Annotated in this window: 23 protein-coding genes; 9 read left to right on the top strand and 14 right to left on the bottom strand. The window is 42.8% G+C overall.

The window, feature by feature from the left end; all coding sequences use genetic code 11:
• Window positions 1-30: 30 nt before the first annotated feature.
• Window positions 31-1,575 carry a glycine--tRNA ligase gene (locus EZV76_RS03955; protein ID WP_136565269.1) on the top strand — a complete coding sequence of 515 codons (1,545 nt, stop codon included), beginning with the start codon at window positions 31-33 and terminating at the stop codon, window positions 1,573-1,575.
• 3 nt (window positions 1,576-1,578) lie between these two features.
• Here EZV76_RS03955 and EZV76_RS03960 read toward each other — a convergent pair whose 3' ends face one another.
• The 4 genes from EZV76_RS03960 to EZV76_RS03975 all read right to left on the bottom strand — a co-directional run bounded on the left by EZV76_RS03960 (window position 1,579) and on the right by EZV76_RS03975 (window position 3,571).
• Window positions 1,579-2,091 carry a DUF3124 domain-containing protein gene (locus EZV76_RS03960; protein ID WP_136565270.1) on the bottom strand — a complete coding sequence of 171 codons (513 nt, stop codon included), beginning with the start codon at window positions 2,089-2,091 and terminating at the stop codon, window positions 1,579-1,581.
• A 76-nt stretch (window positions 2,092-2,167) separates the two neighbouring features.
• A complete protein-coding gene (locus EZV76_RS03965; RefSeq protein ID WP_136565271.1) occupies window positions 2,168-2,821 on the bottom strand; it encodes a hypothetical protein in 654 nt (217 codons plus the stop codon).
• 34 nt (window positions 2,822-2,855) lie between these two features.
• The gene (locus EZV76_RS03970) at window positions 2,856-3,323 is read right to left on the bottom strand and encodes a DinB family protein (protein WP_136565272.1); all 468 of its coding nucleotides are present in this window, start codon (window positions 3,321-3,323) and stop codon (window positions 2,856-2,858) included.
• A 23-nt stretch (window positions 3,324-3,346) separates the two neighbouring features.
• Window positions 3,347-3,571: a helix-turn-helix domain-containing protein gene (locus tag EZV76_RS03975; protein ID WP_116216429.1), complete on the bottom strand. Its 225-nt coding sequence runs from the start codon at window positions 3,569-3,571 to the stop codon at window positions 3,347-3,349.
• Window positions 3,572-3,669: 98 nt separating this feature from the next.
• Between EZV76_RS03975 and EZV76_RS03980 the strand changes: the two genes are divergently transcribed.
• On the top strand, window positions 3,670-3,870 hold the full coding sequence (locus EZV76_RS03980) for a hypothetical protein (protein WP_236640852.1): 201 nt from the start codon (window positions 3,670-3,672) through the stop codon (window positions 3,868-3,870).
• A gap of 31 nt (window positions 3,871-3,901) precedes the next feature.
• Here EZV76_RS03980 and EZV76_RS03985 read toward each other — a convergent pair whose 3' ends face one another.
• The 3 genes from EZV76_RS03985 to EZV76_RS03995 form a co-directional block, all read right to left on the bottom strand.
• The gene (locus EZV76_RS03985) at window positions 3,902-4,687 is read right to left on the bottom strand and encodes an FkbM family methyltransferase (RefSeq protein WP_161594382.1); all 786 of its coding nucleotides are present in this window, start codon (window positions 4,685-4,687) and stop codon (window positions 3,902-3,904) included.
• Window positions 4,688-4,803: 116 nt separating this feature from the next.
• Entirely contained in the window at window positions 4,804-5,733 is a 930-nt protein-coding gene (locus EZV76_RS03990; RefSeq protein ID WP_136565274.1) for a polysaccharide deacetylase family protein, read from the bottom strand.
• 10 nt (window positions 5,734-5,743) lie between these two features.
• On the bottom strand, window positions 5,744-6,793 hold the full coding sequence (locus EZV76_RS03995) for a Gfo/Idh/MocA family protein (protein WP_236640853.1): 1,050 nt from the start codon (window positions 6,791-6,793) through the stop codon (window positions 5,744-5,746).
• Window positions 6,794-7,084: 291 nt separating this feature from the next.
• Between EZV76_RS03995 and EZV76_RS04000 the strand changes: the two genes are divergently transcribed.
• From EZV76_RS04000 to EZV76_RS04010, 3 genes are all read left to right on the top strand, one after another.
• The gene (locus tag EZV76_RS04000; RefSeq protein ID WP_136565276.1) at window positions 7,085-8,395 is read left to right on the top strand and encodes a hypothetical protein; all 1,311 of its coding nucleotides are present in this window, start codon (window positions 7,085-7,087) and stop codon (window positions 8,393-8,395) included.
• An 8-nt stretch (window positions 8,396-8,403) separates the two neighbouring features.
• A complete protein-coding gene (locus EZV76_RS04005; RefSeq protein WP_136565277.1) occupies window positions 8,404-9,009 on the top strand; it encodes a hypothetical protein in 606 nt (201 codons plus the stop codon).
• A gap of 438 nt (window positions 9,010-9,447) precedes the next feature.
• Complete coding sequence (locus EZV76_RS04010; RefSeq protein WP_136565278.1) at window positions 9,448-9,930, top strand: hypothetical protein; 483 nt, start codon at window positions 9,448-9,450, stop codon at window positions 9,928-9,930.
• Between the two features lie 120 nt (window positions 9,931-10,050).
• On the opposite strand, the gene EZV76_RS04015 is transcribed toward EZV76_RS04010, so the two are convergent.
• Window positions 10,051-10,605, bottom strand: coding sequence for a cysteine hydrolase family protein (locus EZV76_RS04015; RefSeq protein ID WP_136565279.1), 555 nt, complete (start codon window positions 10,603-10,605; stop codon window positions 10,051-10,053).
• Window positions 10,606-10,733: 128 nt separating this feature from the next.
• On the opposite strand from EZV76_RS04015, the gene EZV76_RS04020 reads away from it, so the two are divergent.
• Together EZV76_RS04020 and EZV76_RS04025 are read left to right on the top strand one after the other, a co-directional pair.
• Window positions 10,734-11,498 (top strand): exodeoxyribonuclease III, encoded by a 765-nt coding sequence (locus EZV76_RS04020; RefSeq protein ID WP_136565280.1) that lies wholly within the window; start codon window positions 10,734-10,736, stop codon window positions 11,496-11,498.
• A 60-nt stretch (window positions 11,499-11,558) separates the two neighbouring features.
• Window positions 11,559-12,599 carry an NADP(H)-dependent aldo-keto reductase gene (locus EZV76_RS04025; RefSeq protein WP_136565281.1) on the top strand — a complete coding sequence of 347 codons (1,041 nt, stop codon included), beginning with the start codon at window positions 11,559-11,561 and terminating at the stop codon, window positions 12,597-12,599.
• Between the two features lie 3 nt (window positions 12,600-12,602).
• On the opposite strand, the gene EZV76_RS04030 is transcribed toward EZV76_RS04025, so the two are convergent.
• The 6 genes from EZV76_RS04030 to panC form a co-directional block, all read right to left on the bottom strand.
• Window positions 12,603-14,690: an outer membrane protein assembly factor BamB family protein gene (locus EZV76_RS04030; RefSeq protein ID WP_236640854.1), complete on the bottom strand. Its 2,088-nt coding sequence runs from the start codon at window positions 14,688-14,690 to the stop codon at window positions 12,603-12,605.
• 121 nt (window positions 14,691-14,811) lie between these two features.
• Window positions 14,812-16,173 carry a DNA repair protein RadA gene (gene radA, locus EZV76_RS04035; protein WP_136565283.1) on the bottom strand — a complete coding sequence of 454 codons (1,362 nt, stop codon included), beginning with the start codon at window positions 16,171-16,173 and terminating at the stop codon, window positions 14,812-14,814.
• Window positions 16,174-16,291: 118 nt separating this feature from the next.
• Window positions 16,292-17,437, bottom strand: a complete 1,146-nt coding sequence (locus EZV76_RS04040) for an alpha/beta hydrolase (protein ID WP_136565284.1) — start codon at window positions 17,435-17,437, stop codon at window positions 16,292-16,294.
• Window positions 17,438-17,463: 26 nt separating this feature from the next.
• The gene (locus EZV76_RS04045) at window positions 17,464-18,429 is read right to left on the bottom strand and encodes a lysylphosphatidylglycerol synthase transmembrane domain-containing protein (protein ID WP_136565285.1); all 966 of its coding nucleotides are present in this window, start codon (window positions 18,427-18,429) and stop codon (window positions 17,464-17,466) included.
• Between the two features lie 2 nt (window positions 18,430-18,431).
• Window positions 18,432-18,782 (bottom strand): aspartate 1-decarboxylase, encoded by a 351-nt coding sequence (gene panD, locus EZV76_RS04050; RefSeq protein WP_136565286.1) that lies wholly within the window; start codon window positions 18,780-18,782, stop codon window positions 18,432-18,434.
• 12 nt (window positions 18,783-18,794) lie between these two features.
• On the bottom strand, window positions 18,795-19,643 hold the full coding sequence (gene panC, locus EZV76_RS04055) for a pantoate--beta-alanine ligase (RefSeq protein ID WP_136565287.1): 849 nt from the start codon (window positions 19,641-19,643) through the stop codon (window positions 18,795-18,797).
• 102 nt (window positions 19,644-19,745) lie between these two features.
• Here panC and EZV76_RS04060 point away from each other — a divergent pair, with 102 nt between their 5' ends.
• Window positions 19,746-20,555 carry a glycogen/starch synthase gene (locus EZV76_RS04060; protein WP_136565288.1) on the top strand — a complete coding sequence of 270 codons (810 nt, stop codon included), beginning with the start codon at window positions 19,746-19,748 and terminating at the stop codon, window positions 20,553-20,555.
• 5 nt (window positions 20,556-20,560) lie between these two features.
• Window positions 20,561-22,417 carry a DUF4270 domain-containing protein gene (locus EZV76_RS04065; protein ID WP_136565289.1) on the top strand — a complete coding sequence of 619 codons (1,857 nt, stop codon included), beginning with the start codon at window positions 20,561-20,563 and terminating at the stop codon, window positions 22,415-22,417.
• Window positions 22,418-22,504 lie beyond the last annotated feature (87 nt).

Genomic DNA, 22,504 nt, shown 5'->3' on the forward strand with positions numbered 1-22,504 from the left:
TCTTTTTGGGTAAAATTCTATTTTTGCCCAATGGCAAATCAGGAAGACATTTTTAAGAAGGTTATCTCCCACGCAAAGGAATACGGCTATGTATTTCAATCCAGTGAGATATATGACGGACTCAGTGCTGTTTATGATTATGGACAGAATGGAGCAGAGTTGAAGAAAAACATTCGCGAATATTGGTGGAAAGCCATGGTGCAGCTCAATGAGAATATTGTGGGCATAGATGCCGCCATATTTATGCACCCCACCACATGGAAGGCTTCCGGCCACGTGGATGCCTTTAACGACCCGTTGATCGATAACAAGGATTCCAAAAAAAGATATCGGGCCGATGTTTTGATCGAAGATCATGTCGCCAAGATAGAAGCCAAAATAGATAAGGAAGTCGCCAAGGCTGCCAAACGTTTTGGGGATAGTTTTGACAAGGAGCAGTTCTTGTCCACCAACCAACGTGTAGTGGATTATCAGGCCAAGGCCGATGAAATCCTAAAACGAATGGCAAAATCTTTGGAGAACGAGGATTTGGCCGATGTTAAGGCCCTTATTGAGGAGTTGGAGATTGTTTGTCCGCTTTCGGGTTCAAAAAACTGGACGGATGTAAAGCAGTTTAACCTCATGTTCGGCACCAAGTTGGGTGCTTCGGCAGATAGTGCCATGGACCTATACCTTCGTCCCGAGACCGCACAAGGGATTTTTGTCAACTTTTTGAACGTACAAAAAACCGGAAGGATGAAGATTCCGTTTGGGATTGCCCAAACGGGTAAAGCCTTCCGTAACGAGATCGTGGCCCGCCAGTTCATTTTCCGTATGCGGGAGTTTGAACAGATGGAAATGCAATACTTCATTAAGCCGGGAACCCAAAAGGAGTGGTACGAGGCTTGGAAAGAAAAACGAATGAAGTGGCACCTTTCCTTGGGAATGGGAGCCGATAACTACCGTTTCCATGACCATGAGAAATTGGCCCACTACGCCGATGCGGCCGCCGATATCGAATTCAAGTTCCCATTCGGGTTCAAGGAATTGGAAGGAATCCACTCCAGAACCGATTTTGACTTGGGCAACCACGAAAAATATTCAGGCAAGAAACTACAATATTTCGACCCGGAAGAGAACAAGAGCTATGTGCCCTATGTGCTGGAAACCTCCATCGGCTTGGACCGTATGTTCTTGGCCGTATTCTCCAACTCACTGCAGGAGGAAGAGCTTGAAAATGGCTCTACCAGAACCGTTTTGAAGATTCCAGCGGTATTGGCCCCCAATAAAGTAGCTGTTTTGCCATTGCTCAAACGGGATGGACTGCCCGAGGTAGCCCAAAAATTGGTCGATGACCTAAAGTGGGACTTCAATGTGGATTATGACGAAAAAGACGCCGTAGGGCGTCGTTACCGTCGTCAAGATGCTGCGGGGACACCATTCTGTGTCACTGTGGACCATCAAACTTTGGAAGACGATACTGTGACCATTCGCCATAGGGACACTATGGAACAGAAGCGGGTAAAACTTTCCGAAGTGAAAGACATTATTTCCAAGGAAGTTGATATGCGCTATTGGTTGCAGAAAATCCAGTAATCTTTATTCAACCCGGATACCTTTGGTGGTAAAGGAAAGGCCCTGTTGCCCAGATGTAGAAATCATTACGCCCTCAAAATAGGGTTCATGGGATGTGGGTTTTATGCTCCAGTGGAATAAAAAGTTGGCGCCGGTACCCCCGGATTGGTCCTTCTCGTCTATAACGATTTCCACGGTCTCCATGGGTTTTATAAAAATGGGCTTATCAAAATAAGTCCTTATGGAATTTCCATGGGTATCAAAATACTCTGCTTTTCGGATGAAAATGGAATCCTTCAAGTTGGTGTTACGCATGCTGATGGTTCCCGTAAGGTTATGGGTTCGGTGTTCCGTTTCGCTGTAAATCTGCGAGTAGACCGAAAGATAACTACTACCGTTTGCCAAAGAATCTTTTGGAGATAGCACTACAGTACGGTTGTTCCAATTTATTGGATTTACGGAGCTGACTTCCTTCTGTGCCTTTTTGTCACAGGAAAAAATCAACAGTGTTAAAAAAAATAAGGCAAGGTTCCTCATAAGGGATGTGTGTGTTGACCAAGATACATATTTACCCAGCCATTTTCGGTGTTCCCAAGAAATTGTGAAGTCCGCATTAAGGTGCACTTTCCAGAAACTGTACCATTTGGGCCACTTGCTCAGGGTTGTCGAACTCCAGATCATGCTTCTTTAAGTATGTTTTGGTCTCATCTTTTTTGGCGCTGTACAATTTTTTCAGCTGGTTCAGGTTTTTGGCCTTTTCCAGTTTCCCGTCCTTTTTTAACCAATAGGTAATGTGGGTCTTTATCTTATAGTCCGAGGGTAATTCCAAGTCATAGACCCTACCTCCCAACTCCAGCCAAGTGTAGGATTCATTGGATGAGGTCTGGGAAGTCTGTCCAAATGCCGTAGGCTTGCCAGGGTTTTGGGCAGTACATTGGTATTCCGCATAAAGTTCTACGGAAGATTTGTGCAACAATTCATAAAAGGTGCCATCCATCCTAAAAAACTTGCGGTTCTTGATGTAAACGGTGTCTATTCTTTCCAACTGGGCATCAACAATGGCTTTTTTGCCCTCACCGTCTTGAAAGACCATCTCTTCCGAAAGCGAATTGTAATTGAGCAATGCTTTGTTCTGTTCCCCATTCTTCATGAGCACGGTGCCCGGAGCAAACTCAGGAAGCACATAATGGGATAGTTTAAACGTCTTGGTCTGGGCAGACAATGCTACTGAAAAACACAAGAAGAAGGCGAATAGAGCAGGTTTCATGTTGAGCGTAATTTTTTGATTGTAAGATACTAAGTTAGGCAAAAATCAACTTCTTAAGGAAGGAAATCTGACCAAGATGGTAATAGCAATGTTCAATAACCCCTTCTAAATTTCGGAGGTAGGTACCATATTTTTCGTCAACAAAAGGCATGTCCAGTTTGTGGTCCGGTAGTTTGGAGACTTCAAGAACAAATGCTTCGGAGTTCGTCAAAAACTCATCTACCAGATTGTCCCAATCTTCTTTTGAACAAATTGGGGGCAAATCAAAGCTGTATCGGTCACGGATTTCCAACTCCCCACCACGGAACACGTTCAAGATTCCAGCCAAATAATAGTTTACATGATAGGTAAGGGCTGCAATAGTGTTCAGTGACCCCACTTTTTTTATGGCCTGCTCCCAAGTAATATCCTCCAGTTGATGTTTGTAGTTGGTGTTGGCAATCCAACGTCCGTTTAAAAGAACTTCCTGTAACCGATTTGCCAGGGATTCAGTGCGTGTCATGCTTTGCGGATTTAAAGTGCATTTTAATCAAAACCCTCACTGAAAAATTCCTCTAGGGTCATGTCAAAAGCTTGGGCAATTTTAAGAAGGCTGGTGTATTGCATATCCGTACCCGTTTCATAACGACCATATTGGGCACGATGAATGCCATTGTCGTAGGCAAAACTTTCATAGCTTGAATATCCTTTTTGAAGTCGTAAGGATTTGATACGCTTGGCAAGCTTCTTAATCTCTTTGGATTTGTCCATAAAGTAAAGAAATCAAGTGTGCTATTAATGAGTAACTGCTAATTAGTAGTTATTTTAAAATCTTTTTTATATTTGAACATAACCAAGTTGTCCCAAATATGAACCCAATACAAATGGCCCAGCTCAATGCATGGATCACCGACACCTACGGCAGCCCGGCGATCTTGGCCCACTATCTGGACCTGGCCGTGGAAATGTTGTTTTATCTGGAAAAGGATTCGTTTGAACAAATAGAGCTACAGAACGTGGTCACCGCATTAAAGGGAGTTGAACGGGTAATGCGCAAAGTTCCTGGCTAGTGTGGCAAGCCTTTGCCATGGTCGCGGGAGGTCATTTTTCCCAAATTTGAAAGTGCCCATCCCTAACCACCAGTTTAAAATTGAGCTCACTTAAGAGGTCCTCACATTCTTTGGCTTCCTGCTCTGTCAAGATTCCAGCAAACGGATGTACCTCCAAAAAAATAGTTTTAAAGCTGGATAGGCTCTCCTTAAAATCCCGAAAAAGGTTCAGTTCGCCTCCTTCAATATCCATGATCAGCGTATCAAAGTCCAACTTGTATCTTTCTTTCAATTCATCTATGGTCCATCCCCTAACGGTAACTTTTTTGGGTGTTTTCCTTACCGTGCTACCGCCAACAATCAGTTTATGGATGTAGAAGGTGTTTTCCTTGTCATGGGAAACAATGGCATTTTCCAGAGAAAAACCACCATGGTTGGTTTGCTTATTTTTCTTGATCCATTGGATAAGGTTCGGATTTGCCTCCAAAGCAACATGGGCGTTTTTGTTTAGCAATATAGAGTTGATCATGCACGAAGTATACCCTAGGCAGGAACCCAATTCCAAAACTTTGGCATGGGGGGACAAATGTTTTTTTAGGTGTTTGGTCTCTTCCACCTCATAAAGGTTCAAGGGAAACCTGCCCCGGAATTTCAAATCCGTTAAATGAAAGGGTACGTGGAGCGTTATGCCATCCTTTTTGTAGGTCTTTAAAAAGAGGGTAAAATAGATTCCGGCAAGTTGCAGTTTGATTACGTAAAGGGCCTTGGCTATTTTTTTGGGCAGCAAAACAAGCCGGCTTACAAACGGTGTTCCCATACGATGCTCTGCTGTGTTCATGAAGTCGCTTTTTTGCGTAAAATAGAGGAGGGGCATCATCTATCTCGCTTAAATATAGCAGTTAAGCACGACTTATGGCAAGGTAATACCAGTAAGTTTCAATATTCATTGCCGTGTTACTTCTCCTGCAACGCCTCAAACAATTCCTGTATCTGTGTGGTAGAGGGTTCCTGTTTCATCCAAGGGACCCGTTCTTCTTGGGAAGGCATCCAACGGTACAGCCACGAAACACCCCATTTTTTATAATATTCGTCCTTTTGGGCATACACGGTATCTTGAAGGGCCTCGCCAAGACCAACCATGGTATATCCCCTTTTCTTTAGGGCTGCCACCAGTTTGGGAAGGTAGTCCGCGTTCAACGGGTTGTCGTGGCAGAGGTAAATTTGCTGTATGGGACGTTGGTACTTCGTTTGGGCCATCCGTTCAAAAAAGTCAAAATAGGCCAGTGTGGTGGCCAGGTAGGCTTCGCCAATCTCCTTTGCCTTGGCAAAATCCTTTTGGTCCAGATAATGCTCGTATACACTGCTGAACATCCAATCCGAACTTTCCACGGTATGTGGGGTAAGCACATAGCCCTTATCTTTTAAATACTGCCTTACCTGCACATGTTGAAGGGAATCTTGCCCAATATCGTTAAAGGGAAACCGAAAGTAATCCAACGACTTGTTGTTCTTTTTGGCCAGCTCACGGGTTATGGCCTCTCCTTTTACAATTTCGTCCGCAAAGGCTTTGATGCCCATTTCGGAATACCTTGGATGGCTGAACGAGTGGTTGCCCAAGGTGATGTAGTTCCGTTGCGCCCATTGCCGCAAAAGTTCAAAGTTTTTGGTGATGGAATCTGTTCTGTATAGGAGTCCCTCGTTGATAAAAATGGCTATGGGAATTTCAAGGGAATCCAAACGGGCCATCAGTTTAGAGGAATATCCATGTTTTTGGTAAAGGCGGGTGTTGGGGACATCATCTATGGTAATGGCCACCGTTTTTTGCGCGTTACCCATCTGGATGACGGTGCAACTTACAATGAAAAGGAGATGTTTCAGTGTCATTAAAAATGGGTTAGTGCTTTAAATGAATGGTTTTTCCCTTTTTGGCACTTTGGCGGGCGGCATCCAAGATTTCCATGACCACCATGTTGTTCTCCAATGCCGTAAGATCGGAGGGCTGCAAGCTTATCTTGCCCCTCACCACAGCAGCAAGCATAGAAAAGGGGTCGTTGTAGGGCGCAGGGCGCTCCTCTAAGGTCATCTTTTCTTCTTGGTAGCCATCGTAACCCTCGGCCATACGAATGCGGAAGTCGTTTCGGTTATCGGCATAAATGGCTCCGGTAAGGCCGTAGAGTTCCATGTCTTTTCGGCCAATGGGCCAGTTCCACGAAGGCTCCAAAATGGCTTGGCAGTCATCATACGTAAGGATGATGGTGGCATCATCGTCCACCTTGGGGTTGTTCCCCGGCTGAAACTGTTGGGTCACGGCCGTAACCGTATTGGGCTTTGCTCCTTTTTTGAGCCACGTCATAAGGTTGGCTCCATAACAACCAAAATCCGTGATGGCACCTCCACCATTCAGGATGGGGTCCTGCAACCAATCCAAAAACTCTTTGTTGACGCCGATTTTTACGGGGCCGCGGTGGCCATCGCGCACGATTACTTTCCGTAGGTCGCCGATTTTTCCCTCTTCCAAAAGTTCTTTGGCCCTATGGTTGGTGGGGTACCAAGTGGTCTCGTAATTGGTAAGCAGATGTATATTGTGCTTTTGGGCCAAGGCTTTCATTTTTTGGGCATGTTCCAAGCTTACGGCCAAGGGTTTTTCCACCATCACATGGATGCCTTTGGGCGCGCAGGTCTCAACTACACTCAGATGGTCAAAAATGGTCCCAAATGCGGTCACGGCCTCTGGTTGGGTAGTCGCAATCATTTCTTCCAGGGAGTTATAGACCAAATCCATGGAAAAGCCATGTTGGTCCGCATAGCGTTGGGCGAGTTCCCGATTGGGTTCGGTAATGCCCACAAGTTCAATATCTCCCAAATCCTCACGACCCAAAATCCAATGTACATGAGTGTGGGTGAGTCCGGCAACACCAACTTTTAGGGGTTTTTCTTGGGCCAAGCAAGGCGTAGAGTTCAAAACAAGGCATAATAATACGAGAAATCCTGTACGTAACATATGGCGGTGAAAAATGGTTCGGCCCTAAAATAAGAACTAATCCGCTAGCTTTTCCAATAAAGTGGCCGTATTGATTACTTCACGCAATCTTCATCATATTAAATTGTCAAATGAGTTGACAATGGAAAAACCATATATTTTTTAAGGTTTTCCTGCAACTGATCCTGAGATCAAATCTTTATTTTGCCAATCCCCATAACTATATATCGTTTTAACCATTTTAAACACTTAACCATGAGAAAGTACTCTTTCAAAGGCATTTTGCTATCCTTTTTTCTTTTACTATTCCTATTCTCCTGCGAAACGGAAGAGGTATTGGTCTTTGAGACCGCCCAAGAGCAAAAACAACCTGAAGTTCTTAAAGGGAATACAGTGGATGTATTGAGTGCAGATGACATACCACAGGTTATTGACAGGATTACCTCAATAACAAAGGCCAACAAAACTACATTGGGAAACAAAGTAAATGAAGAAGGTTATTTTCTAGATACAAATAGAATTCTTGGAGTGACCGATTTTGTGGGCAACAAGACCTATGCCCTAAAGCTATATCTCAAGAACGGTCGTGAAAATGCATTCTACAATTTGATCGCTACGGAACGTTCCTATGGTCAGGATATACCTGTGGCCATATTGGAATATATAATGGAGCCTGATTACTTTATCGACCGTTCCCAAGGCATCAAGCGAGCTGGTGGTTACGAAAGGACCATAAATTATTATAGCTTCAGGGATTTCTCTTATATATCACTGGCATCAACAGGTGAATATCATACCCTGCCCGACCCCTGTGGAGAGTTCAGTATGGATGGTGATGGTGATGGAAGTTCAGGTACATCTTCAGGTAGTGGCGGAGGTGGAAGTGGCGGAGGTCCAGGAAGTTCATCTGGAACCGGAGGAACCTCATATACGGGAGGCACTGGCCCTATAGGGGTGAGTTCTGGAGGTAGTACGGGAGGCGGCGCAACCCCAGATGTTGAAGTTGGGGAAGGCTGTTTTTGCGATTCTTTTGAGCCGAGCGGGGGCGATGCCGAGAAATTGGGGGGACTCCTGACAGGAAAGGACGATGATTGCCCAGAAGGTGAGATTTTATTGCCGGTTAATGAAGAGGAGGAGGAAGATGTACTTCTTATTCCAAGTTGTGGAAGTTTTGATTTTTATAAGGTTGGAACAACAGGTGTGCAGGTTGCGGCAGTTAATGGTATTTGGGATATAGTTACTAAATTCGATAGATGTCCTGGAATTGGAGTGGCGGCTTCTTATCAAACATATTATTTTCACTTGCCAGGACACCTAAATTCTGCTTATGCATCAGAAATGGCCGCAAATGCTTTGGGGGGAGCATTTTATGACCTCCAAAAATGGTTTCAAAAGCAGCCGTGTTCACAAATGAGTACAGGTGTGTTAGCTATTAAAATGGATGAATTCATTAAAGAAAACTTTACGGAAATAGGAGGGCAAGCAACAAGAAATGCTCCGCTAGGTTGGAGTGGAACCGCTAGGGTATATAAGGAGGACTGGACCGGAACAGATAATTGTTACTAAATTTACAAATGAAGTTTTCAACTTTGATAATAACTTTAAGCTTTTTGATTGCTCAGGATATGGCCATTGATGAAAAAATTCTAAGTACATCATTTTCAGATTTAGTTAATGAATCTATGTATATTGAATTGGAGCAGTCAGGTTCCAAAGAATATGGTCTTGTCTTATATGATTATTGTACAGTAGATGCTATGAAAGGATATTATTCTTTTCTGGGGCTTAGTATAGATAAATTAGCCATTAAAGTTGATGATGATAAAAGGCTAAAGGAGGTTTTGTTGATTCTTAAAGTTTGGGATGCCAAAGAATTTTACAATCGAATGGAGAAAAAATATGGAATGCCAAATACAACAAGTCTTTCCAAGTTTTACTTAGAAAAGTATGGGTACAAAACACCTCCAGAGATAGGTAAAGATGAGCTACAGGGTTACTATGAAAGCCTGCCTCAACCAACAACTATAGATTTGCCAGAACTTAGAAGTATGGCTTGGTATGATTTAAATGATACCGCAAAGAATTTAGTGCCAACCGATATCTTGGTTAGAAACAAATCAAATCCATCAGACAAGTTTGAACAAAAAGAAATATGGGTTTCTATTAAGCGTTCTAAATAAAAGTTCCAGGCAATAGCCAACTCAGCCATACTGGATTTTCTTTGGTAAAAGAAAGAACGGTGTTCAAAACAAGATACAATAATACGAGAAATCCTGTACGTAACATACGGCAGTAAAAAAGGGTTCGGCCTTAGGAATAAGAACTAATCCGCTAGCTTTTCCAATAAAGTGCCCGTATTGATTACTTGGGCAAATTCATCCTAAAGAACAGCTAGGTTGTTCTGGTGAATGGTTTCAGGAAAACCCAAAAGTTAGTGTATATTCATTAGGATTAGAGTGGGATAAAAATATTAGAGATGCAATGAGAGCAATTGGAGGTGATCATAGTAAGACTGCCCCCTTTCCAATTAAAAACCTAGCACCGTATGCAGAGGATTGGGTGTGGGCTAAAACAGATTGTACTAAATGATAATTAGACTATTTTATTTTTTTTTATTGATGACCGTACAAAACAATGAAATTGACTCTTTCTTAGGGAGACATATTGAAGATATTCCATATGAGGTGAATTTATTGGATAGTATTGGATTTGGTAATGAAAAGATATATTCAATATTAAATATAAATGGTGAAAAGTTTTATTCAAAACCTCTCAAGAATGTAATTATTTACGTGGATGAAACCAATATTATAAAAAAAGTATATACTGATTTTAAAGGGTCATTCGATAGTAAATTCTACAATTCTATAGTAGATAAGTATGGTTTGCCAACCTCTATTTCTAGGAGAGTAAATGAAAAACAACTAGAGTCAGAAGAAATTGAGGGTACTATTCTGACAGAAACAACAGGGACTCTTGTTGAATGTGAGCTTAAAGACAACCCCGATTTGATTATTTGGGATAGCCTAAATATAAAACTAACATTTATTATTATTGACGAGTTGGATAAGATAGAATTGGTTATGGAAATTAATAAATAAATTCCCGCATGGATTTTCTTGGGCCAAGCAAGGCGTAGAGTTCAAAACAAGACATAATAATACGAGAAATCCTGTACGTAACATACGGCAGTAAAAAATGGTTCGGCCCTAAAATAAGAACTAATCCGCTAGCTTTTCCAATAAAGTGGCCGTATTGATTACTTGGGCAAATTCATCCTTGAGAACAGCTAGGTTGGTCTGGTGAATGGTTTCGGCGGAATACCATTTTCCATCGGCACCTGTTTTATCAAAAGCTGCAGTGGCATCGGAAATCAAGGTAACGGAAAACCCCAAATTGGCGGCCATCCGTACCGAAGTGGACACACAATGCTCCGTGGTGAGCCCTACAATCACCAAATCTGAAATGTTTTGGTTCTTGAGTCGGGATTCCAAATCGGTGCCAATAAAGGCACTGTTCACATTTTTTTGGATGATGGGTTCCCCATTAATGGGCGCTACCAGCGGATGGAGGGCATGCCCTTTTTTGGATGGGTGCAAGGGAGAATCCAGGTTTGTGGAACTATGCTGTACGTGGAAGATGGGCCAATTTTTCCTTCGGAAGGCATCCAGGATTTTTTGGGCATTCGTTTCTGCCTCGGAATTGTTGCGTTCGGTGCCGTAAAATTCAATTTCCTGGAGTCCCGTTTGTATATCGATCAAGAGCAAGGCCGTCATACCCAAAAGTTTTAGGGTGAAATTACGGATAAGAAGATTATTGGTCAATTCTTTTCATCAATGGAGATATTGATAAATTCAATTTTAAGGAGCCAAAGACATTGGCTATTTTTAAGCAAAATTTAGAGATGAAGATAGTTTCGTACAACGTGAACGGCATTAGGGCAGCCATGAACAAGGGTTTTGTGGATTGGCTAAAAGCCGTAAACCCGGATGTAGTGTGCCTACAGGAGACCAAGGCCATGGAAGAACAGGTTGATACAGCACTCTTGGAGGAAGCCGGATACCCTTTTCACTATTGGTTCAGTGCCCAAAAGAAAGGATATAGTGGAGTAGCCTTGCTTTGCAAGAAGGAGCCGGACCATGTAGAGTACGGAACGGGAATCGACTATATGGATCATGAGGGCCGCAACCTTAGGGCCGATTATGGTGATGTTTCGATCATGAGCATGTATTTGCCTTCAGGAACCAACTTGGATCGCTTGGATCACAAGTTGATGTATATGGCCGATTTTCAAAAATATGCTGACCAACTCCGAAAAGAACGCCCAAATTTGATTGTTTGTGGGGATTATAATATCTGTCATGAGGCCATCGACATCCATGATCCGGTACGAAACAAGAACGTTTCGGGATTCTTGCCCGTAGAACGCGAATGGATCGGCAATTTTATCAAGAGTGGCTTTATAGACAGTTTCCGACATTTCAACAAGGAACCTGACAATTATACCTGGTGGAGTTACCGCGCCAATGCGAGGGCCAATAACAAAGGCTGGCGTTTGGATTATGGTATGGTGAACGAATCACTGGAAGATCGCTTAAAACGTTCGGTGATTTTGGCCGATGCAAAGCATAGCGATCATTGCCCTATTTTATTGGAAATAGAAAAATAACAATGTCTTAAAGATTAAAAATTAAGGTTGATTACCTTAGTTCTCCGAAAAATTAGTTTGATGAAGTACACAAGAATTCCGCATACCGATATCAGGATCAGTAAAATCTGTTTGGGCACCATGACTTGGGGGAGGCAGAACAATGAGGACGATGCCCATGAACAAATGGATTATGCCTTGGATCAAGGGGTCAATTTTTTTGACACGGCCGAGATGTATCCTGTTCCACCCAAAAAAGAGCTTTATGCCGTAACTGAAGAACTTATTGGAAATTGGTTCAAAAAATCTGGGAATAGGGATAGAGTGGTATTGGCCACTAAAATTGCCGGAAGGGGGTATGCCGCTAAAGAGATTAGGGATACAGGCTTTAGTAAGGAGAGTTTGATTGGTGCGGTTGAGGGAAGTTTGAGACGTTTGCAAACCGATTATATTGATCTTTACCAATTGCATTGGCCGGAGCGGAACACCAATTTTTTCGGTCAGCGTGGGTTTAATGCCCATGCGATTGATGGTTGGGAGGACAATATTCATCAGGTGCTGGAAACTCTTCGGGATTTAAAAGCAGAAGGGAAAATAAGACAGGTTGGCATTTCCAACGAAACCCCTTGGGGTACCATGCGGTATTTGGAAGAAAGCAAAGTACACCAAAGCTTGCCCCGTATGCTCACCATACAGAATCCGTACAGTTTGCTGAATCGATTGTTCGAGGTGGGTCTTTCCGAGATTTCCATGCGGGAACAAATTGGGCTTTTGGCCTATTCACCCATGGCATTTGGAGTGTTGAGCGGAAAATATTTGACAGACATTCCACCCAGAAAGGCCAGGGTGACCTTATTCCCTCAATACGACAGATATAGCAGCCCTGCTGCGGTCGAGGCTACAAAAAAATATGCCGAGTTGGCCAAGGAGCACAATTTGAGCATGGCCCAGATGGCCTTGGCGTTTGTGAATTCAAGACCTTTTGTTACAAGTAACATCATAGGGGCCACAACCATGGAGCAACTCAAGGAAAATATTGAAAGTATAGAGGTAAATCTTTCGGATGAGGTGTTAAAAGGGATTGATGAAATCCATAATGCAATTCCCAATCCGTCACCCTAAAATTTATTCCAAAGCATAGGCGCGGTACTCATCTCCAGAGGCGGTTCCCATTTTGCCTCCTCCACAGGATATGACCACATATTGTTTACCTTCCACTTGATAGGTAGCCGGTGTGGCATATCCCCCTGCAGGAAGTTGGTCTTCCCATAGCTGTTTCCCAGTTTTCATGTCGAGGGCCCTAATTTTTTCATCTTTGGTGGCGGCAATAAAGAGAATGCCTCCGGCAGTGATCACAGGACCTCCGTAATTTTCCAGACCGGAAACGGGAACATTCGGATCATCTAAACTTTCTTCATGACCCAAAGGGATCTTCCAAAGATATTCCCCCGTATTTAGGTCGATGGCATTCAAAGTACCCCAAGGAGGTTTCACTACTGGGTAACCGCGTTCATCCTTAAAACGGGCAAAACTGGCCACAGAGTAGGGAATGTCAATTTCAACTTTCTCGACCCTATGGTCTTTGACCTGTTCCATACCTGCCAGGAACTGGACAATCTCAGAAATTTCGCCATTTGAAAGGTTGGGCAGGCCTGGCATGGCCCCTTTGCCTTTTTGTATGATATGCCAAATGGAATCTGGGGTAAATCGCAACTTTGCATTTTGGAGCTCTGGGATTCCTGCTAAACCCTGAAGATTGCCCCCGTGGCAACGCGCGCAATGAATTTGTGCAAGGGATTGGCCCGCATCTGCTTTTCCATCTCCCTGTTCAATAGCTTTCATTTTTATGATCCAAGCCATTTCATTGGAGTTGACATACATGATTCCACTACGGGGGTCAAGTGCGGCACCTCCCCACTCAGCGCCACCGTCTGCTCCAGGGAAAAGTATTACACCTGTAGTGTCCATGGGGATAAATTGTCCAAGGGAAGTAATGGATTTGAATTTTTCCAGCACGGTAGGAGCAGCATCACTTTTATTGCCTTTGACCAAATCATCCACAAAGGCTTTTTGGTTTGGGGCATATAAATCGGATTCGGTTAAAATTTGACGCGCGAAAGGTTTCGGTTTTATGGGCAGAGGCTGAGTTTTAAAAGCCTTTTCCCCTTTTAGTGTTGAAGCTGGGTATTCTTTTTCCTCAATGGGAAACAAAGCTTCGCCAGTTACCCGATCAAAAACAAAGACATGTCCGCTCTTGGTGACTTGGGCTACAGCGGGTATGGTTTTTCCGTTTTGTTTTATGTTCAATAAATTTGGAGGGGCGGGCAAATCCCTGTCCCAAATATCATGGTGCACCATCTGAAAGTGCCAAATCAACTCCCCTGTTCCGGCATTCAAAGCCAATAGGGTATTGGCGAACAGATTGGCCCCTTCCCGATCACCTCCATACCAGTCGAAAGCAGCTGAACCAGTTGGAATATAGACAATACCTCTGTCTTCATCCAATGCCATTCCGGCCCAACTGTTTACACCACCCACACTTTTATAAGCTTCTGCGGGCCAAGTCTCATAACCAAATTCACTGGGCTGCGGAATGGTATGAAAGGTCCATACAGTTTCCCCGGTCTGTACATTATATGCTCTTATGTGACCTGGAGAGGAGCCAGGGCCTTCCCCCACACGTGTTCCTTGGATCAATAGATTGTTAAAAATGACCCCTGGGGTGTTGGATACAACGGAAAGCTTACTTGGATCTCTGCCAAGGCCATCCCTAAGATCAATACTACCATTATTTCCAAAGGAGACAATAGGCTCTCCTCTTTTGGCATCTATAGCATACAATTTAGGTCCAGAAGAGAAAAAAATACGACCGGGATGAGTTCCATTAGACGACCAAAAACTTAGGCCACGGTTTATCCCCAATCCTGAATTGTCTTTGGTAGCTGGATTAAATTTCCATAATTCTTCTCCCGTAGCAGCATTGATGGCAAAAAGCTCTAAGGCTGCATTTACTCCATAGAGCACATTGTCCACAATAAGCGGACTGGTTTGTATTTGGGTAGTCCGGCCTTCTTCAAGGCCGCCACTTTTGTAGGACCAAGCCAAGGAAAGTTGGCTTACGTTTGTTGTGTCAATTTGATCTAGGGTTGAAAAATGGGAGCGTTCGGGGTCGCCCAAATAGTGCTGCCAAGTCGTGAAATATTCCTTATCCATGGATTGGGAACCCTCATTGGAGCAAGCCAACAATAAAATAAAAATCGGAAATAGAAGATACCGAGACATATTGACGAAGAAGCTTTCTTAAATATAGAAAGAAACCTTTAAAAAGAACAAGTTACCCAAACAATGTGGCTACCACATCCTCGATCTTGGATACTTTATGTATTTGGATTGAGGTATTTTTTAACCCTATTTTATTGCTTTTGGAAACAAAAATGGAAGAAAACCCCAATTTTTCAGCTTCAAGTATGCGCTGGTCCACTCTCTGAACAGGTCTAATTTCTCCCGCCAGCCCCACTTCTGCGGCAAAGCAAATGCCTTTTTCAACAGGGATATCGGCATTGCTTGACAAAATGGCGGCCAATACGGCCAAGTCAATAGCGGGGTCATCCACAGAAATACCTCCGGTGATATTCAGAAACACATCTTTGGCGGCCAATTTAAACCCAGCACGTTTTTCCAATACGGCCAAGAGCATGTTCAGGCGTTTGGCATTAAATCCCGTAGCGGAACGTTGAGGTGTTCCATAAACTGCCGTACTCACCAAGGCCTGGATTTCAATAAGCAAAGGGCGCATGCCTTCTACCGTGGCGGCAATGGCCGTTCCACTGAGGTCTTCCTCGTTTTTGGAAATCAACACTTCCGAAGGGTTGTTCACTTCACGTAAACCACGGCCCTGCATTTCATAAATGCCAAGCTCTGCGGTAGAACCAAAACGGTTCTTAAGAGAGCGGAGGATTCGGTATACGTAATTTCGGTCACCTTCAAATTGAAGGACCGTGTCTACCATGTGTTCCAATATTTTTGGTCCTGCAATAGTTCCATCCTTGGTAATGTGCCCCACCAAAATAACAGGAGTGTGGCTTTCCTTGGCAAATTTGATCAACTCCGCCGCACATTCACGAATTTGGGAGATACTTCCCGCGGCAGACTCAATATAGTCTGTATGTAATGTCTGGATGGAGTCAATGATGACAAGATCAGGTTCAACTTGGGCAATCTGTTGAAATATATTTTGGGTCTTGGTTTCCGTGAGGATATAGCAATTTTCGCTATTGGGTTGAATGCGATCTGCCCGCATTTTAATCTGCCGTTGACTTTCCTCCCCTGAAACATAGAGGGTTTTGTACGCTAATTTTAAGGCAATCTGGAGCAAAAGTGTGCTCTTTCCGATACCAGGTTCACCTCCCAATAAGGTTAAGGAGCCGGGAACAAGTCCGCCACCCAGTACTCGATTGAATTCTTGGTCTTGGGTATCCAATCGGAGCTCACTCTCATGGGTGATTTCAGAAACACGAAGAGGTTTGTTGGCTTTTTTATCGGAGACATTGCTGGTCTTCCAGCTTCTTTTGTCCTCCTTTTGGACCACCTCTTCCACAATGGTGTTCCATTCCTTGCAGGCAGAACATTGCCCTACCCATTTGGCATATTGGGTTCCACAGTTTTGGCAAAAAAAAGCTGTTTTGGTCTTGGCCATTCCAAATTTATGAAGGGCCTAAAGATATGGATTTTGATTGTTGGATTTATGGATACTTAGATAGTTGGATGTTTAGATTTAGCAATCCAATGATCCAACTGTATAACAATCCAATTGGCTAATATCCAAAGTCTGCCTTAAGGGCATCGATTTTTTCTAGGGCCATATCCTTGGTCAGAAAATCAATTTCTTCCATCTGGAATGCTTTTTCAAAGGTCTTGAAGGCTTTTTTGGGCTCACCGAGTTCTTCATAATACTCCCCTTCAAAATAGAAGCCCATCATGGTTTCCGGGAATTGCTTTTTGCAGAGTTCCGCCAAGGGTTTCAAGGATTCAAAATCGTCTTTTTTTCTACAGGCGGCATAAATGGCCATAATGTCGTTGAGTTCCACGGGCTTTTCAAAACCGAAGAGTTGCTCAATCATATTGTACCTGTTCTCAAGATAATTGAAGGCCGGGTCATTGGAAGTAAGGATTTCTGTCTTGTATTCGGCAGGGCTGATAGGCCTGAATATCTTAAAAACATTGTCAAATGCCTTGCCAATTCCATATGGGATAATGGAAACGTGGTCTGCATTTTCGTATTCATCAAAGAAATAATGCAGGTTTTCTTTGGTAATGGAATTAATGCTGTGATTCATTTGGAGGATACGTTGTCTATCGTCCGATGCTTCTTTTTCCACAATGACATTGTAAAAAATCACTTGATCCAAAGCCAATAGTCTTTCTGGAACGCGATTCTCCATTTCGGTGGCCAAAACGGGTGAAATGCTTATGTAGGAATTAAAAAGCGACCGATCCTTGAAGAGGTAATAGTTTCCAAAATTGGCGGTGATATCGTAACCAATGAACATTTTAAACGGAGCAATGTTGTAGGTAGTCCCAAGGTAAGGTAAGATTTCGGTGCCCAAGAACTCGTAGAACATTTTTCCTTTTTCGGTAGGGAGTCCAGAAGCTTCGTCGTAATCACAATCATCCCAACGGATATCATTCTCCCCTTGACCAATACCCACTACAATGGCTTGGGGCATACGTCCCAAACGACTTTGGAACTTGACGTTGGCCACGACCAAATCAAACAAGTACTCTGCGTCCAGAACCACCAACAAAGGGTATTTTTTGTCATCGGTATAATCTTCAGGAAAATAATAGGAAACATTCCTTCTTTCCTGTAGTTTAAAAGATTCAAAAATCTCATGTTTTACCTGTGCTCCAAGATTCAGGCAAACTAAGCCTATCAACAGAAATAATAGACGGTTTTTCATGGGTAAAATGATTAGGTGGCTGGGGTCTACCGATTCCTATTCAATAACGGTAATACAATAAAGGATATTGTACCAAAGACAACAACCATAAGGGTCTGTGCGATCCACATGATCCATCCAAACGCATCGCCGGAAACGGAGCTAATGCCAAATATGCCCAAGGCAGCACTGACAGCTATGGGATACAGGCCTATTCCGCCATTAGTGGTAGACATGGCAAAGGCACCTCCCACAAAGGCCACCAGTAGTTCACTCAGGGAGAGTGAAGCAGTTTCGGCCACTGTATGTTTTATAACCCAGAACATGCCCACATAAGCTGCCCAAATAAAAAGCGTATGTAGGATGAAAGGCCATTTTCTTTTCATTTTGAATACACTGAGGACACCATCCAAGAGTCCGTTTAAAAAGGCTTTTAGTTTTTGCGCCAAGGCCGATTTGGATTTTTTGATGATGGACGTAGCCAAAAAAAGACCTACAATACCAACAAAAAGAATACCAAACGCACCCACCAAATTGATGCCCTTTTCTTCTAAAAATGCCAGAATGATATCTGTTTGAAGCATTAATGTGACCATAATGATCAGTAGGAGCATCAAAAGATCCAGAACCCTTTCGGTAACGATAGTGCCAAACCCTTTTTCAAAGGGAACATTTTCATAGGTGGTCAGCGCCGTGGCCCTTAAAATTTCACCGGAACGTGGAATGCCCAAGTTGGCAAAATAGGAAATGAGTACAATAAAAATATTGTTGATTATTTTGGGCCGATATCCCATGGGTTCCAAGAGGTAGTTCCAGCGGATGGCCCTAGACACATGGCTAAGAATACCAAGAACTATGGAAACAGTCACCCAAAACGGACTAGCATTAGAGATGTAATGAATAATTTGCCTTCGTTCTTCTGGGGAGGTAGCATTGTAGGAATACCAAACCAAGAAAAGCCCAAAGGCTATGGGAACAAAAATCTTCAGGAATTTTTTAAGGGATTTGCCCAAAATTAGTTGAGTAGATTGGTGGCTTCATTGGGGAAGACCAATGCCGGATTGAAGGATTTAGCCTCTTCAATGTCCATCCAGGCATAAGTGATCAGTATCAGTACGTCGCCCACAGCCACTTTTCGGGCTGCGGCCCCGTTAAGGGTAAGCTCACCTGAACCCCTTGGCCCAGGAATGGCATAGGTTTCCAATCGCTCACCATTGTTGTTGTTCACGATCTGCACTTTTTCGCCCCTAATAATATTTGCGGCATCCATAAGATCTTCATCAATGGTGATACTGCCAATATAGTTAAGGTCGGCCCCGGTTACTTTTACCCTGTGAACTTTAGATTTTACAACTTCTACTTGCATGGTGCAAAGGTATCAATTCAATCTTAGATTATCTATGAGGCGGACACCGTCAGCATAAACGGCAATGAACGCCCTATATTTTTTGTTATCCTGTTTTTTTAATACAGGTGTTAGTGTGTCCTCATCTGCAATTTGGAAATACTCCAGTTCAAACAGCGCGTTCTTTTCGAACACATTTTTCACCCAATCCATGATTTCTTGTGCACTTTCCGTGCCAAATTTATTTTTGGCAGAAAGCAGGGTTTGATAAATCAACCCAGCCTGGTTTCTAGTCGCTTTTGTCAGTCGTTCATTACGGGAACTCATGGCCAAACCATGTGGTTCGCGTTCTATGGGGCATCCAATGATTTGATAGGGCAAATTTCTTTGCTCTACCATTTTCCGGATAATTTGGAGCTGCTGAAAATCTTTTTCACCAAAATATGCCTTATCTGGGGAGACTGTTCTCAAAAACATTTCCACAATGGTGCCCACGCCATTGAAGTGGCCTTCCCTGAATTCACCTTCCATGACTTTGTCCAGACCATCGAACTCATAGCTTTTGGATTCAACGTTTGCACCATAGATTTCATCTACGGATGGTACAAAAACAATGATTTTATCTGAAACACTGCCCAAAATATCCAAATCGCGCTGAAGATTCCTCGGGTATTTTTCAAGATCATCCTTTTTATCAAATTGAGTTGGGTTCACAAAAATACTGACGACCACCAAGTCATTTTCCAAAAGCGCTTTTTTTACCAAGGATATATGCCCTTGGTGAAGAGCGCCCATAGTAGGCACTAGGCCAATGTTATGGTTTTTACTTCGCTCCCCATGTAGAAAGGAAATGAGTTCTTTTTTTAGGTCGAATAGGTGCATTGTACGGTTCAAAAGCGTGCAAAAATACTATAAATACTGGTAATCAGCATAATTTTTGTACTTTTGCAGCTACGTTTTTCGGATAAACAAAAGAAAGTGTTTATGAATGGCAAAAAGATATTGTTCGTATCTTCTGAATTAGTTCCCTACCTCCCAGAGAATCCAGTTTCCTCAATGTCGTACGAAGCGCCCCGCATGGTCAATAGCAATGGCGGGCAGATACGCATTTTTATGCCCAGATATGGAAATATTAATGAGAGAAGGCATCAATTGCACGAGGTAATTCGATTGTCGGGAATGAATTTGGTGATCAATGACATGGATATGCCCTTGATCATTAAGGTGGCTTCCATACCAAGGGAACGTATCCAGGTTTATTTTATAGACAATGAGGAATACTTTAAGAGAAAAGCAACTTTTGCAGATTCTGAAGGCAACTTGTTTCCAGACAATGATGAGCGCGCTATTTTCTTTGCCAAAGGTGTGGTTGAAACAGTGAAAAAATTAAACTGGTCGCCGGACATCATCCATGTTCACGGTTGGATGGCATCCATGGTTCCGTTGTACCTTAGGGAATATTACGCGGATGAACCCCTGTTCGCAGACAGTAAAATAATAACTTCCATATATAATAAAGGATTCGAAGGTGAACTGGACAATGAAATGATCAACAAAGTTGCCTTTGATGGTATAGATAAAGATACGGTTTCCGCACTGGCCAACCCCGACTATAATAATTTGTTAAAGGTTGCCGTAGATCATTCCGATGCCATTATTTTAGCCGCGGAAGAGGTGTCAGAGGAAATAAAAAACCACATTGCCAATCTTTCCAAACCAGTATTGCCCTACGTTTCACTTCAAGAAGCAGAGGAAGCATACACAAATTTCTATAAAACAGAGGTTTTAAAATAAATTGCATGAGATTTTCCAAGATTGTAAAGGTTTCAGCTTTGGTTGGAACTTTATTTCTGCTAATAGCTTCTTGTGAGGACGAACTGGACACCATTGGAGAAGGTGTTGTGGGTGGAGAGCCCTTTACCACAGGGAAAATTACCTATGACGTTTTTGCGTTCAATAAAGGAATTATGGCGGTACAGACCAATAGATTACCCCTTTACCAGTTAGGAACCTTTAATGACCCTGTATACGGTAAAAGAAGTGCCAGTATTTTGTCGCAACTTTCTTTGCCTAGCCGACAAGGGAACCCTGTATTTGGGGACTCGTCCCAAGCAACTGAAGACAATGCAGATTCTGATAGCAGCGCATCTACCATACCAGAGAACGAAACCGTAAAAGAAGTATTTCTGTACATACCTTTTCAAGTTCCTCCTTCGGCTACAAAAGACTCAGATTCCGATGGTGTGGACAATGAATTGGATATTGACCCATACGACTCGGCTTCGGATACCGATGGAGATACTGTTACCGATATACAAGAAACCAACATTGGATCAAACCCACTTGATGCCAGTGAAGATGGTACGGCTGATGATTTTGTACCTAATATATTCAGAAGAACATTTGATTTGGACAGTATTTATGGCGATAGGGATGAAAGTTTTGAAATTACGGTATCCCGATCTAATTATTTTTTGAGAGACTTGGATCCGAACACCAATTTTGAGGAAGCTCAAGAATATTTTTCAAATCAGGATTTTTCTGGTTTTATTGGGGAGGAACTCACTATATCTGATAACAAAACCGTAATCATTGATAATCAGGAAGAGCTTACTTTTGCTGATGATGACCCAGATACGGATGACGTGAATGAAGCCGAGACCGTAGTGGAATCCCGTAGGGCTCCGGGTATACGAGTGCCTTTGCGAAACGACTTTTTCCAGCAGAACATTCTGGATAAAGAAGGCCAGTCTGAGTTGTTGAGCCAAGCCAATTTCAACGATTTTTTAAGGGGAATCCATATTTCTGGAACAGGGATGGATAAACTTATGTTTCTTTTGGACCTTACCCAAGCCAATATTACCATCACATACCAATATCAGGATTATGATACCGAAGAGGAAGAGGTAATTACTTCGGAAAAGGATTTTGTTTTAAACCTTTTGGTGAACAACAACGGTGTAGTTTTTGGTAATGCTGTTAATGTTTTTCAGGATGATGTACTTCCGCCCGACATTGCCGGAGCGCTGGACAATGATGAAAATGCATCACGTATTTATGTGAAGGGGGCAAAAACGTTGACAGAAGTTCGTCTTTTTGAAGAAGCGAAGAACGGAGGCGCGAATATCATCAATGAAATCAGGTCGAAGAATTGGATTATCAATGAAGCAAATCTGGTCTTTTATGTAGATCGAGGGACATTGGACGCTGCTCCAAGTGAAGATTCTGTCTTGGACGAACCTCCCAGACTGTATCTGTATAATGCAGAGACCAATCAGCCTATATTTGATGCCTCAACAGAACAGAATGCTGGAAATGTAGTAGATGCCAATAGTGCTCCTTTGGGATTGTTCCTTAATTATAATGGAATTATCCAGAAAGAAAACAAAAAAGGAATAAAGTATACCATCAGGATTACAGAGCACCTTAACGATATTATTGTTAGGGACTCCACAAATGCCGCTTTGGCATTAACAACCACCTCCAACATATTTTTTCCTGGAGTGCAGGAAGGAATGGGAGAAGGAGGACAAGCTATAGATGTCCCGATCAGGGCAAGTGTTAGTCCGTTGGGAACAGTTCTTTATGGTAGTGATTTGGAAGTGCCAGCCGATAAGCGGTTAAAATTGGAGATTTTCTACACAGAAGCGAATTAAAAAATAACTCCTTGTGGCTTATTTTGGGTCGTTCATCGGTTTGACGATGTCGTTTTGTCTATTTTTGCCGAATAGATTTTAATTTTA

The organism is Flagellimonas alvinocaridis (genome assembly GCF_004916895.1).
Taxonomy (GTDB): domain Bacteria; phylum Bacteroidota; class Bacteroidia; order Flavobacteriales; family Flavobacteriaceae; genus Flagellimonas; species Flagellimonas alvinocaridis.